The following is a 12,391-nucleotide window of genomic DNA, read 5'->3' as shown; positions in this document are numbered from 1 at the left end:
CTGTCTTCACAACGGCTTTAAGGACGGACATGGCTCAGCGTGTGTGCATCATCGGCGGCGGCGTGATTGGCCTGGCAACGGCCTATGCGCTGGTGCGCGACGGTTTCGAGGTGACGGTGGTCGAAGCCCGGGATGCGCTGGGCAGCCAGACCAGTTTTGCCAACGGTGGACAGCTCTCCTACCGCTACGTCGCACCGCTCGCCGACGCCGGTGTGCCGCTGCAAGCCATCGGCTGGATGCTGCGCGGCGATTCGCCGTTGAAACTGCGTCCGCGTCTGGACCCGACTCAGTGGCGGTGGATGGCGTCATTCCTGGCGGCGTGTCGCAGTTCGGTCAACCGTGAAAACGCGGCGCATCTGTTGCGCTTGGCACTGTTGAGCCAAAGCACGCTGAAGTGCTGGCGCGAGGACGATGGTTTGGCCGGCTTCCAATGGCGGCGCAACGGCAAACTGGTGACGTTCCGCGATCCTGCTAGTTTCGACAAAGCGCGTAAAAAACTGGCCGATCCGCAGCAGCAACAGGTGCTGTCGGCGCCGGAGTGTGCGGATCTGGAGCCGGCGCTGGCCAATGCACCCTTCGTGGGCGCGATTTATACCCCCGACGAGGAGGTCGGCGATTGCCATGCTTTCTGCCAACTGCTGGCCGAGCGCTTGAGCGCATCCGGTCATTGTGAATTTCGCCTTGGAAAGGCGGTGACCGGAATCCGTCATGGCGATGGCGTTGTCAGTGCCATTGAGCTGTGGGATGAAGTGCTGGCCGTCGATCAATTGGTCATCGCCGCCGGTCACCGCAGCCCACTGCTGGCGCTGCCCGGCTTGCACCTGCCGCTGTATCCGCTGAAGGGCTACAGCCTGACCGTACCGATCGGCACCGATCATCGTGCGCCGGACGTGAGCATCACCGACTACGACCGCAAGATCGTCTACGCCCGTATCGGCGAGCAATTGCGGGTGGCGGCGATGGTCGACATTGTCGGCTTCGACCCGGCGATCGATCCGCAACGCCTGGCACTGATCAAGCGCCAGGCCCGCGACACCTTCCCCAATGCCGGCAACTACGACGCGGCGGTGGAATGGGCCGGCATGCGCCCTGCAACGCCCAGCGGCGTGCCGCTGCTGGGGGCCACGGCGTACCGCAACCTGTGGCTCAATCTCGGCCACGGCGCGCTCGGCTTCACCCTCGCGTGCGGCAGTGGGCAATTGCTCAGCGAACTGATTGGCCAGCGCCAGCCTGCCATCGACTTGCGTGGTTTCAATCATCGCGTCGCGGCTATTCGCGAGCAGGCTCGCTCCCACATTTGAAATGCATTCCACTGTGGGAGCGAGCCTGCTCGCGAAGGCGGTCTAGAAGTCGCCCCAAAGCTGCTGGGCCACCGCCAGCGCCACAACCGGCGCGGTCTCGGTGCGCAACACTCGCGGACCCAGACGGGCAGCGTGGAAACCGGCACCCTTGGCCTGCTCGACCTCAGCATCCGACAACCCACCCTCCGGCCCGATCAGGAACGCCAGGGTCGCAGGCTTGGCATGACTGACCAATGGCTCGGCCACCGGATGCAGCACCAGTTTTAACTCGGCCTGGGTGTGTTTCAGCCAGTCGGCCATCAACACCGGCGGATGAATGACCGGCACCCGCGAGCGCCCGCACTGTTCACAGGCGCTGATCGCCACCTGGCGCCAGTGCAGCAGGCGTTTGTCGGCGCGTTCGTCTTTCAGCCGCACTTCACAGCGCTCGCTGAAAATCGGGGTGATTTCAGTGACGCCCAATTCGGTGGCTTTCTGGATCGCCCAGTCCATGCGCTCGCCTCGCGACAGGCCCTGGCCGAGATGGATCTGCAACGGCGATTCAACCTGACCGGCGAACTGCTCATTGATCTGCACCACCACGCGCTTTTTGCCGACTTCCACCAGCGTGCCGCGAAACTCATGGCCGGAGCCGTCGAACAGCTGCAACGCATCACCTTCGGCCATGCGCAGCACGCGGCCGATGTAGTGGGCCTGGGCTTCGGGCAGTTCGTGCTCGCCGGTGCTCAGGGGGGCGTCGATGAAGAAGCGGGACAGTCTCATGTTGAATCTCTGAAAAATGTGAATCAGTGAAATCGGTGTTGGCTGCAATCGCGAGCAGGCTCGCTCCTACAGGTATTGCGCTGTCCCTGTGGGAGCGAGCCTGCTCGCGATGGGGCCGGCCCGGGCACCACAGAAACTCAGCCCGGATCACGGAAGCCTGGGTGAAAGTCCTTCGGCACCGCCACGCTGACGCTGTCGCGGGTGGCGATATCGATGCCTTCGCTGGCCACTTCGGCCAGGAAGTCGATCTGCTCGGGGGTGATCACGTACGGCGGCAGGAAATACACCACGCTACCCAGCGGCCGAAGCAGGGCACCGCGTTCCAGTGCGTGCTGGAACACCTTCAGGCCTCGGCGCTCCTGCCAGGGGTAAGCCTCTTTGGTGGCCTTGTCCTTGACCATCTCGATCGCCAGCACCATGCCGGTCTGACGAATCTCGGAAACGTTCGAATGCTCGGCCAGATGCGCCGTGGAGGAGGCCATGCGCGCGGCCAGGGCCCTGTTGTTCTCGATGACCTTGTCTTCTTCGAAGATATCCAGGGTCGCCAGCGCCGCCGCACAGGCCAGCGGGTTGCCGGTGTAGCTGTGGGAATGCAGGAAGGCGCGCAGGGTCGGGTAGTCGTCGTAGAACGCGCTGTAGACCTCGTCGGTGGTCAGGCACGCCGCCAGCGGCAGGTAGCCACCGGTCAGGGCCTTGGACAGGCACAGGAAATCCGGGCGGATGCCGGCCTGTTCGCAGGCGAACATGGTCCCGGTACGACCGAAGCCCACGGCGATTTCGTCGTGGATCAGGTGCACGCCATAGCGGTCGCAGGCTTCGCGCAGCAGCTTGAGGTAGACCGGGTGGTACATGCGCATGCCGCCGGCGCCCTGGATCAGCGGCTCGACGATAACGGCCGCGACCGTGTCGTGGTGCTCGGCCAGGGTCTGTTCCATGGCGGCGAACATGTTGCGCGAGTGTTCTTCCCAGCTCATGCCCTCGGGACGCAGGTAGCAATCCGGGCTCGGCACCTTGAGGGTGTCCATCAGCAGGGCTTTGTAGGTTTCGGTGAACAGCGGCACATCGCCCACCGACATCGCCGCCATGGTTTCGCCGTGGTAGCTGTTGGTCAGGGTGACAAAGCGCTTCTTGTTCGGCTGGCCGCGGTTGAGCCAGTAGTGAAAGCTCATTTTCAGCGCGACTTCGATGCAGGACGAACCGTTATCGGCGTAGAACACCCGGTTCAGGCCCTGCGGCGTCATCTTCACTAGGCGTTCGGACAGCTCGATCACCGGTTGATGGCTGAAACCGGCGAGGATCACGTGCTCCAGCTGATCGACCTGATCCTTGATGCGCTGGTTGATCCGCGGGTTGGCGTGGCCGAATACGTTGACCCACCAGGAACTGACGGCGTCGAGGTAGCGCTTGCCTTCGAAATCCTCAAGCCACACGCCTTCACCGCGCTTGATCGGGATCAGCGGCAGCTGTTCGTGGTCTTTCATCTGGGTGCAGGGATGCCACAAAACCGCGAGATCGCGTTGCATCCACTGATTATTCAGGCCCATTTTCACTCTCCTCGAGGCTGTCCGTGACACAGGCGGACATACAGTCGCGCAAGCCTATGCAATGCGTGCCCTGTGGACAACCCATTGTGTCGATTGAGCTACTTTGCATGGGGCGATAGACGTTGCTGGCGGGCGTCTGAAGCCTGACGTATCCTTCGCGCTTCCTTGAGCCGTCTGGCTCGCAAAACAGTTTTTTCCTACGTGTTTTTCCGGAGTTCGCTGAATGTCTGTCGGTTGGCTGCGCGCCTGTGCGCTGGTGATGTTGGGGCTGTTCAGCGTGTCTGCGCTGGCCAAGGATAAAACCGCGATCGTGGTCGGCGGCGGGGTCGCGGGCCTCACGGCGGCTTACGAGCTGCAGAACAAGGGCTGGCAGGTCACGCTGCTGGAAGCCAAGCCGAGCCTGGGCGGGCGTTCCGGCATGGCCACCAGCGAGTGGATCGGCAACGACAAGACCCAACCGGTGCTGAACAAATACGTATCGACCTTCAAGTTGAGCACCACGCCGGCGCCGGAGTTCGTGCGGACTCCGGGTTACCTGGTAGACGGCGTGTATTACAGCGCTGCCGACCTGGCCACCAAGGATCCGGTCACCTCTGACGCGCTCAAGCGCTACGAGAAGACCCTCGATGACCTGGCCCGTTCGATCGATGATCCGCAGAACCCGGCGGCCAACAACACTTTGCACGCCCTGGACCAGATCAACGTGTCCGGCTGGCTCGACAAGCAGAACCTGCCGCCGACCGCGCGTCAGCTGATCAACCAGCAGATCCGTACCCGCTACGACGAGCCTTCGCGCCTGTCGCTGCTGTACTTTGCGCAGCAAAGCCGCGTTTACCGTGGCGTCTCTGACCGCGACCTGCGCGCTTCGCGTCTGGTCGGTGGCAGTGCGGTGCTGGCCCAGGCCTTCGTCAAGCAGCTGAAAACCATCAAGACCGATTCTCCGGTGTCTTCCGTCACCCAGGACAAGGACGGTGTGACCGTCAAGGTCGGCAGCGTTGGCTATCAGGCGGACTACGTGGTCCTGGCCGTGCCGCTGCGCGCGCTGAACAAGATCCAGATGACCCCGGCGCTGGACGCCCAGCACCTGGCTGCGATCAAGGGCACCAACTACGGCTGGCGCGACCAGATCATGCTGAAGTTCAAGACGCCGGTATGGGAGCCCAAGGCGCGCATGTCCGGTGAGATTTTCAGCAACACCGGCCTTGGCATGTTGTGGATCGAGCCGGCCCTGAAGGGCGGCGCCAACGTAGTGATCAACCTGTCCGGCGACAACGCGCGGGTGATGCAGGCGTTCGGCGACAAGCAGATGGTCGATCAGGTGCTGATCCGTCTGCACGCGTTTTATCCACAGGCGCGCGGTGCGTTCACCGGCTATGAAATCCGCCGCTACAGCACCGATCCATCGACCGGTGGCGCTTACCTGGCCTTCGGTCCGGGCCAGATCAGCAAGTTCTGGCGTCTGTGGGAACGTCCGATCCAGCGCGTAGCCTTTGCCGGCGAGCACACTGACACCTTGTACCCGGGCACCCTGGAAGGCGCGCTGCGCACCGGTCAGCGTGCGGCCGGTCAGGTTGAAGACCTGGCGGCGGGCAAGTCGTTCGAGCCGCCAAAAGTGGGTCCCGCAGCGGCTGCGGCGGTTGGTGCCGGCGCGGGTGCCGTGGCGGCGAAGAAGGGCAACTTCTTTACCAACCTGTTTGGTGGTTCGGATGACGAGAAGAAACCGGAACCTGTGAAGGCGCCAGAGCCGGCAGCTCCGGTTGCTCCAGCACCGGCTCCTGCTCCAGCCCCGGCACCTGCACCGGTCGAGCCACCAAAACCTGCGGCACCGGTGAAAGCCGAGCCGGCCAAGAAGGCTCCGGCCAAGGCACCGGTGAAAAAACCGGCGGCCAAGACTGAAGCGAAAAAGGCTCCGGCGAAAAAGGCTGAACCGGCGAAGAAGCCAGCCGCCAAGCCGGCGGCGACTACTGAGACCAAGGCTCAGTAACGTTCAGGTGTTAAAAAAGCGCGGCCCGAGGGTCGCGCTTTTTTTTGCCCATACGCTTGCAGTTCAGCAATCGAACGCTCGAATTGTCCACAAGGCGCAGGATCGGTTACGACAAAATTCCGGCTCGGCGCTAACACCTCGTCAAACTTTCGCCTTTAATCTTTTCTTAACTCACCTATTTCAAAGTCTTGATCGCATTTCTCGATATTTCAAAGCGAAATTTTCGGCTTTAATTCGATAGGTAAATCGATAGTCTTGGCCCAGCACTTACAGGAACCCGGCAATGCAGCTACGTAACTCTACTTCCCGCTATGGCTGGGTCAGCATCTTCATGCACTGGGGCGTGGCCTTGGCCGTATTCGGTCTGTTCGGCCTGGGGCTGTGGATGGTCGGTCTCGGTTACTACGATCCCTGGCGCAAGGCGGGTCCGGACCTGCACAAGAGCATCGGTCTGATTCTGCTGGCCGTCATGGTGCTGCGGGTGTTGTGGCGCTTCATCAGCCCACCGCCGCCAACCCTGGCCAGCTATAGCCCCATGACACGGCTGGGCGCCAAGTTCGGTCATGCCTTTCTGTACTTGTGTCTGTTCGCTGTGATGATTGCCGGTTACCTGATTTCCACCGCAGAAGGTGTCGGGATACCGGTGTTTGACTGGTTTGAAGTGCCCGCGCTGATTTCCGGACTACCGGACCAGGCGGACAACGCTGGCGTGATTCACCTCTATCTGGCGTGGGCGCTGGTGATTTTTTCCGGCCTCCATGCGTTGGCAGCACTGAAACACCACTTTATCGACCGCGATGTGACCCTCAAGCGCATGCTGGGTCGCAAAGCCTGAAGTTCAACCTCGACTCCAAAGGAAAACAAAGTATGTTGAAAAAGACTCTGGCCGCTCTGGCAATCGGTTCGGCGCTGTTCGCAGCCGGTAACGCAATGGCCGCCGACTACGTGGTCGACAAGCAAGGCCAGCACGCCTTCGTTGACTTCAAGATCAGCCACCTGGGCTACAGCTACATCACCGGTTCTTTCAAGGACATCGACGGCAAGTTCAGCTTCGACGCTGCCAAGCCTGAAGACAGCAAGATCGAGTTCAACGTCAACACGGCCAGCGTATTCACCAACAACGCCGAACGTGACAAGCACATCTCCAGCAAAGACTTCCTGAACGGCACCAAGGCAACGTTCGTGTCCACCAGCGTCAAGCCAACCGGCAAAAACGCCGCGGGTAAGGACACTGCTGACGTGGCCGGTGACCTGACCATCCTGGGCGTGACCAAGCCAATCGTGGTCAAGGCCACTTTCCTGGGTGAAGGCAAGGATCCATGGGGCGGCTACCGTGCCGGCTTCGAGGGTACCTTCAGCCTCAAGCGCTCTGATTTCGGCAAGATGATGGACTTGGGTCCACAGTCCGACGCAGTCGAGATGTACGTTTCGTTTGAAGGTGTCAAAGCGAAGTAATTTTTCGCCGGACATAAAAAACGCCCCGAATTTGGGGCGTTTTTTATGTCCGGCGGAAAATTACCTGTAGGAGCCGAGCTTGCTCGCGATGGTCGTCAACGATGACGCTGGCAACCTGACACCCCGCGGTGTTGCGCCATTCATCGCGAGCAAGCTCGGCTCCTACAGGAAAGCAAAATCCCCCGGTACTCAGCGATTGCGAGTCAGCAACGCCGGCTTTTCACCACGCGGACGGGTGGGCAGTTGATCCAGCTGCTCGGGCGTCGGGAAGCGGTCAGCCTTGGACTCCTTGTGCATGATCTTCGGCGCATTGCCCCGAGGGTTCTGCACAGCCGGTTCCGAACGGGACTGGTCGTCGCGAGCCGGACGGCGATTGCGCGACTCTTCGCGACGGCCCTGGCCGTCACGTGGTGCGCCGTTGCGAGGACTGTTGCGCTTGCCTGCTGGCGTGCTGCTGGTGCCATCAGCTGTGCGCGGACCGTTCTGGCGACCCTGTGGCTTGCCGCCACGTGGTGCGCCGGTACCTGCGGCAGCGCCCTGTGCCGGAGCACCCGGGCGGCGGCCACGGCCCTGGGCCGGTTTCTGTTGTGGCACGTAGTCGATGCGGTTACCGAAGTTGTCGACATCGTCATCCAGGAACTCGTCCGGGGCACGATCAGCGGCAGCGCGCGGAGGCTGGCTTGGACGCTGTTCGCGAGCCGGGGTGCCTTCGCGAGGTTTCTGCTGGCGGGCCGGGCGTTCACCGCGTTCGGTTTTCTCACCGGAAGCGGATTTTTCCTTGCCTTTGTCCTTGCCCTTGTCCCGGCGACCGCCGCCACCACCGCCACCGTTCGCACCTTCACCACGCGGGCCACGGGCATTGCGCGGGTTGCGCATGTCCGGACGTTCGCGGGCTTCCGGTTTTTCGGCTTCCACGGCGCTGGCATCGAAGCCCATCAGGTCGCCGTCGGCGATTTTCTGCTTGGTCATGCGTTCGATGCTTTTCAGCAGCTTTTCTTCGTCCGGCGCTACCAGCGAGATGGCCTCGCCCGAGCGACCGGCACGACCGGTACGGCCGATGCGGTGCACGTAGTCTTCATCGACGTTCGGCAGTTCGAAGTTGACCACGTGTGGCAACTGGTCGATATCGAGGCCGCGGGCGGCGATGTCGGTGGCGACCAGGATGCGTACCTGGTTGGCCTTGAAGTCGGCCAGGGCCTTGGTGCGCGCGTTCTGGCTCTTGTTGCCGTGGATCGCGACGGCGGGCAGGCCATGTTTGTCCAGGTACTCGGCCAGGCGGTTCGCGCCGTGCTTGGTGCGGGTGAACACCAGCACCTGTTCCCAGGCACCGGCGGTGATCAGGTGGGCCAACAGCGCACGCTTGTGGCTGGCGGGCAGACGGAACACGCGCTGTTCGATGCGCTCGACCGTGGTGTTCGGCGGTGTGACTTCAATGCGTTCCGGGTTGTGCAGCAGTTTGCCGGCAAGGTCAGTGATGTCCTTGGAGAAGGTCGCCGAGAACAGCAGGTTCTGCCGTTTGGCTGGCAGGCGCGCCAGGACCTTCTTCACGTCATGGACGAAGCCCATGTCGAGCATGCGGTCGGCTTCGTCCAGCACGAGGATTTCCACGTGGGACAGGTCGACGCTGCCTTGACCTGCGAGGTCGAGCAGGCGACCGGGGCAGGCCACCAGTACGTCCACGCCACGGGACATGGCCTGAACCTGCGGGTTCATGCCGACGCCGCCGAAGATGCAGGCACTGACGAATTTCAGGTCACGGGCATAGACCTTGAAGCTTTCGTGCACTTGCGCGGCGAGTTCGCGAGTAGGGGTCAGGACCAGTACGCGCGGTTGGCGCGGGCCGTGGCGCTGGGATTTGTCCGGGTGACCGTTGGGGAACAACCGCTCCAGAATCGGGAGGGCGAAACCGCCGGTTTTACCAGTACCTGTCTGTGCCGCGACCATCAGGTCGCGACCTTGCAACACGGCGGGAATGGCCCGCTGTTGCACCGGAGTAGGCTCGGTATAGCCCGCGTCTTCGATAGCACGGACCAAAGCCTCGGAGAGACCGAGGGAAGCAAAGGACATGAGTAATCCTGTTTTAGTTAGGGCTTGGCCCAATGGGAGTCTTGCCTGGCGCGAATGGCGTTCAGAAGGACGCAATCCCGTCCGGTCCTGCTTCGGTTTCGAAAGCTCGTCTGGAACGCTCGCGCGGGCTGAAAAGCTGCGCTGTAGCGGGTCGAGATGCCTGTAACGATTCCGAGCGTCCGGGCGTGAGCCTGGCGGGAAGGCCGGAGTATAACAGAGCAATCACTGCGCGCCGCTTTCCTGCTGCTCAACGGTTTGCGCGCGGATGGCGGTGGCATTGGCGGCGCTCGACGCGTTCGCCGGATCGGCTGGAGCCGCACCGTAGCGGGCACTCAGTTCCGCATAGGCCGGTTCACGCTTGAAACGTTTGAGTTCGGCGCCGAAGCGCTGAACCAGCAAATCCATCCCGGCGTTGCGGCGCACCGCCAGATACTGGCTCTGCTGGCTGATGATGGTCGGGTTTTCGGTGATCCTGTCGCGGATCTTCAGTTCGTCGAGCAGATGCTGCCCGACCCGGCGGTCGGTGATCAGCAGGTCGATGCGCCCGCGCAGCAGCTTGCCGAAGTTGGCTTCATGGCTTGGTGCCGGTTCGCGGGTGAACAGCGTCGATTCCCTGAAATCCTCGCTGTACAGGTAACCCGGCGAAGTGCCGATGGTCAGGCCGCGCAGTTCGTCGAGGGTGCGAAAAGGGTGAGGGCGATCGTTGGCGTAGAACATCACGAATTGCACTTCCGAGAGCGGTTCGCTGGGGTAGAGCAGGGTGGCGTCGCGCTCCTCGCTGTGGAATATGTCCAGCGCGCCATCGGCCTGACCGGTCTCGAGCATCGACAGGCAGCGTTTCCACGGCAGGAACTGCCACTCCACTTCGATGCCCAGACGCTTGAAGACGATGGCCGTGGTTTCGTAGTCCAGCCCCAGGGATTTGCCGTTTTCCTCGTAGACGTAAGGCGCCCAGGGCTCAGTGACAATGCGCAATTTCTCGCCCCGAGCGGTGAAGCTCAGGCAAGTAAAAAGCACAACGGTCAGAAGGCGGGAAATGACAGACATCGCCTGAGGTTAGTACGCGGGACGCCTAATGAGAAGCTCTGGCTCGCATGTTTAACGCCGACTTGAGCAGATTGCGCGCGACGTCTCTATTTAATCGGAGAATTGAGCAAGTGTTCATGGATCGCGGTGCGTCGCCGACCGAGGATCAATTTGACCAGACGGTGGGTGAACCATTGTTCCAGCAGATGCTGGCACACGGGCGTACCGACGCGTTCCTTCTGGTTTTGCAGCGCCTTCTCCCACCAGACCGGACCGCAGGCCCTGTCGAATTCATTGGGATGGTCATAGCACCCATAAAGGATTTCGCGGATGAACTGACGCAAATGCACGGGCAACGCCAGAGTGATGAGTTTGTAGAGCATGCGCTGGGAGCGTGGTGGTCGTGGCAGCCGGTCCGTTACGCGGCGGGTATCGTCCAGGGCAGCCGCGCTGGTCGGCTGTGCGGCATGTTTGGCGACCCAGGCCTGGACCTTGGCCCTGAACAGCTGCTTGCGGCTCCAGTAGTGATGGATCAGGTCCGGGCACTTTCTGACCTGCAACTTGCGATAGGCCGCCACCGACAGGCAGAACTCCTCAAGGGTGTAGGCGCCGCGCGCGGACGGGTACAGCTCGTCGATCAGGGCGATCGAGTGATCCAGCATGTGGGCATCCTTTTGGTGCAGGCCGATGACGCCCGAATTGATCAGCGGCATCTGATCGTCCGCCAGGCCCTTTTCCCGGAGAATGGCCGCCAGTGTGCTGTAAAGCAGGTTTTCCTTGTTGTTGCCGTAGTGGGTGTAGATGTCGTTGCACAGCAGGGTGCCGGGCTCCATACGCTCGAATAGCTTGAGCGGTGAACAATGGAAAAAGGTGTCGGTGTCGATCAGTAACGCGATTTCGGACTCTTGCAGCACCGTGCGCAGGGCGACGTGCTTGGCGCGAAAATGATAGCCATGGGGTTCGTTCCAGCGTCGGCGCGTGGCTTCGTCGAGCAGGCGAACGCGAACCGGCAGTTTTTCGTAGGGCAGGGGGTTGTCAGTGAAGACTTGAATGTCCAGAGCGGCGTCCGGCGTTTCTCGCAACCTGGCCAGGGCACTGGCAATGCTGAAAACGGCTTCCTGGTGATAGGTATCGGAGCCGAAAACCAGATAGACGAGTTGCGGGCGTGGTGTCGAGTACGTCATTGCTACAGCGTTCCAAACTTGTTTCTGAAAAAAAAAGACCCTCCGAAGAGGGTCCTTGTTCCTGCGGGATAACGATCAGCGGGGTAGCTTCAGGTTGTTCCACACAGCCAGGCTGGCATCGGCCTGGTTCAGGGTATAGAAATGCAGCCCTGGTGCACCACCTTGCAACAAACGTTCACACATTTCGGTGATGACCTGCTCACCGAAACGCTGAATGTTTTGCGTGTCGTCGCCATACGCTTCCAGTTGCTTGCGGATCCAGCGCGGGATTTCCGCGCCGCAGGCATCGGAGAAACGCGCCAGCTTGCTGTAGTTGGTGATCGGCATGATGCCCGGCACCACTGGAATGTCGACGCCCAGTGCCCGCACGCGATCGACAAAGTAAAAGTAGCTGTCGGCGTTGAAGAAGTACTGGGTGATCGCGCTGTCGGCACCGGCCTTGGCCTTGCGCACGAAATTGGCGATATCGTCTTCGAAGTTGCGCGCCTGCGGGTGCATTTCCGGGTAAGCGGCGACTTCGATGTGGAAATGATCGCCGGTCTCTTCACGAATGAATTCGACCAGGTCATTGGCGTGGCGCAATTCGCCGCTGGCCATGCCCATGCCCGACGGCAGGTCACCGCGCAAAGCGACGATACGGGTAATGCCGGCGGCCTTGTACTGGCTCAGCAGGCCGCGCAAGTCGTCCTTGCTGTCGCCCACGCAGGACAGGTGGGGTGCAGCAGGGACTTTGACTTCGCTTTCGAGCTGCAACACGGTGTTGAGGGTGCGATCACGGGTCGAACCGCCTGCGCCGTAGGTGCAAGAGAAGAAGTCAGGGTTGTACGTAGCCAGCTGACGGGCAGTGGCGAGCAGCTTTTCATGCCCAGCATCGGTCTTGGTAGGGAAGAACTCGAAGCTGTAGCGACGATCTTGGGACATGGTCATATCCTTGGAATAAGCCTTGCTGGCATCTCGCTACCCGTAGGAGCAAAGCTTGCTCGCGATGGAGGCACCTCGGTCTTCATGGATACCGTGGTCATGCTATCGCGAGCAAGCTTTGCTCCTACAGATTTGCGTGGGCCCTGC

The 12,391-nt window shown here is 61.5% G+C and carries 10 protein-coding genes; 4 read left to right on the top strand and 6 right to left on the bottom strand.

Going from position 1 to position 12,391, the window contains the following annotated elements:
- Positions 1 to 29: 29 nt before the first annotated feature.
- Positions 30 to 1,301, top strand: a complete 1,272-nt coding sequence (locus DKY63_RS18020; RefSeq protein ID WP_110965313.1) for a D-amino acid dehydrogenase — start codon at positions 30 to 32, stop codon at positions 1,299 to 1,301.
- A gap of 42 nt (positions 1,302 to 1,343) precedes the next feature.
- Here the strand turns inward: DKY63_RS18020 and DKY63_RS18015 are convergent, their stop codons facing one another.
- A complete protein-coding gene (locus tag DKY63_RS18015) occupies positions 1,344 to 2,063 on the bottom strand; it encodes a 16S rRNA (uracil(1498)-N(3))-methyltransferase (RefSeq protein ID WP_110965312.1) in 720 nt (239 codons plus the stop codon).
- Between the two features lie 137 nt (positions 2,064 to 2,200).
- Positions 2,201 to 3,607: an adenosylmethionine--8-amino-7-oxononanoate transaminase gene (locus DKY63_RS18010; RefSeq protein WP_110965311.1), complete on the bottom strand. Its 1,407-nt coding sequence runs from the start codon at positions 3,605 to 3,607 to the stop codon at positions 2,201 to 2,203.
- 223 nt (positions 3,608 to 3,830) lie between these two features.
- On the opposite strand from DKY63_RS18010, the gene DKY63_RS18005 reads away from it, so the two are divergent.
- From DKY63_RS18005 to DKY63_RS17995, 3 genes are all read left to right on the top strand, one after another.
- The gene (locus DKY63_RS18005) at positions 3,831 to 5,591 is read left to right on the top strand and encodes a flavin monoamine oxidase family protein (RefSeq protein WP_110965310.1); all 1,761 of its coding nucleotides are present in this window, start codon (positions 3,831 to 3,833) and stop codon (positions 5,589 to 5,591) included.
- Between the two features lie 283 nt (positions 5,592 to 5,874).
- Entirely contained in the window at positions 5,875 to 6,426 is a 552-nt protein-coding gene (locus DKY63_RS18000; RefSeq protein WP_110965309.1) for a cytochrome b, read from the top strand.
- A gap of 32 nt (positions 6,427 to 6,458) precedes the next feature.
- On the top strand, positions 6,459 to 7,046 hold the full coding sequence (locus tag DKY63_RS17995) for a YceI family protein (protein ID WP_110965308.1): 588 nt from the start codon (positions 6,459 to 6,461) through the stop codon (positions 7,044 to 7,046).
- 189 nt (positions 7,047 to 7,235) lie between these two features.
- On the opposite strand, the gene DKY63_RS17990 is transcribed toward DKY63_RS17995, so the two are convergent.
- The 4 genes from DKY63_RS17990 to metF form a co-directional block, all read right to left on the bottom strand.
- Positions 7,236 to 9,113: a DEAD/DEAH box helicase gene (locus DKY63_RS17990; protein ID WP_110965307.1), complete on the bottom strand. Its 1,878-nt coding sequence runs from the start codon at positions 9,111 to 9,113 to the stop codon at positions 7,236 to 7,238.
- A 222-nt stretch (positions 9,114 to 9,335) separates the two neighbouring features.
- On the bottom strand, positions 9,336 to 10,160 hold the full coding sequence (locus tag DKY63_RS17985) for a substrate-binding periplasmic protein (RefSeq protein ID WP_110965306.1): 825 nt from the start codon (positions 10,158 to 10,160) through the stop codon (positions 9,336 to 9,338).
- Positions 10,161 to 10,246: 86 nt separating this feature from the next.
- Positions 10,247 to 11,323 carry a hypothetical protein gene (locus DKY63_RS17980; protein WP_110965305.1) on the bottom strand — a complete coding sequence of 359 codons (1,077 nt, stop codon included), beginning with the start codon at positions 11,321 to 11,323 and terminating at the stop codon, positions 10,247 to 10,249.
- Between the two features lie 75 nt (positions 11,324 to 11,398).
- Positions 11,399 to 12,244, bottom strand: a complete 846-nt coding sequence (gene metF / locus DKY63_RS17975) for a methylenetetrahydrofolate reductase [NAD(P)H] (protein ID WP_110965304.1) — start codon at positions 12,242 to 12,244, stop codon at positions 11,399 to 11,401.
- Positions 12,245 to 12,391: the final 147 nt, after the last annotated feature.

This window comes from Pseudomonas putida, assembly GCF_003228315.1.
Lineage (GTDB): Bacteria > Pseudomonadota > Gammaproteobacteria > Pseudomonadales > Pseudomonadaceae > Aquipseudomonas > Aquipseudomonas putida_S.
Note: the sequence above shows the minus strand (reverse complement) of the source record. Positions and strands in the feature narration are given on the sequence as shown.

Coding starts and splice junctions, on each gene's coding strand:
- DKY63_RS18020 (WP_110965313.1), top strand. CDS start 30: ATGGCTCAGCGTGTGTGCATCATCGGCGGCGGCGTGATTGGCCTGGCA.
- DKY63_RS18015 (WP_110965312.1), bottom strand. CDS start 2,063: ATGAGACTGTCCCGCTTCTTCATCGACGCCCCCCTGAGCACCGGCGAG.
- DKY63_RS18010 (WP_110965311.1), bottom strand. CDS start 3,607: ATGGGCCTGAATAATCAGTGGATGCAACGCGATCTCGCGGTTTTGTGG.
- DKY63_RS18005 (WP_110965310.1), top strand. CDS start 3,831: ATGTCTGTCGGTTGGCTGCGCGCCTGTGCGCTGGTGATGTTGGGGCTG.
- DKY63_RS18000 (WP_110965309.1), top strand. CDS start 5,875: ATGCAGCTACGTAACTCTACTTCCCGCTATGGCTGGGTCAGCATCTTC.
- DKY63_RS17995 (WP_110965308.1), top strand. CDS start 6,459: ATGTTGAAAAAGACTCTGGCCGCTCTGGCAATCGGTTCGGCGCTGTTC.
- DKY63_RS17990 (WP_110965307.1), bottom strand. CDS start 9,113: ATGTCCTTTGCTTCCCTCGGTCTCTCCGAGGCTTTGGTCCGTGCTATC.
- DKY63_RS17985 (WP_110965306.1), bottom strand. CDS start 10,160: ATGTCTGTCATTTCCCGCCTTCTGACCGTTGTGCTTTTTACTTGCCTG.
- DKY63_RS17980 (WP_110965305.1), bottom strand. CDS start 11,323: ATGACGTACTCGACACCACGCCCGCAACTCGTCTATCTGGTTTTCGGC.
- metF (WP_110965304.1), bottom strand. CDS start 12,244: ATGTCCCAAGATCGTCGCTACAGCTTCGAGTTCTTCCCTACCAAGACC.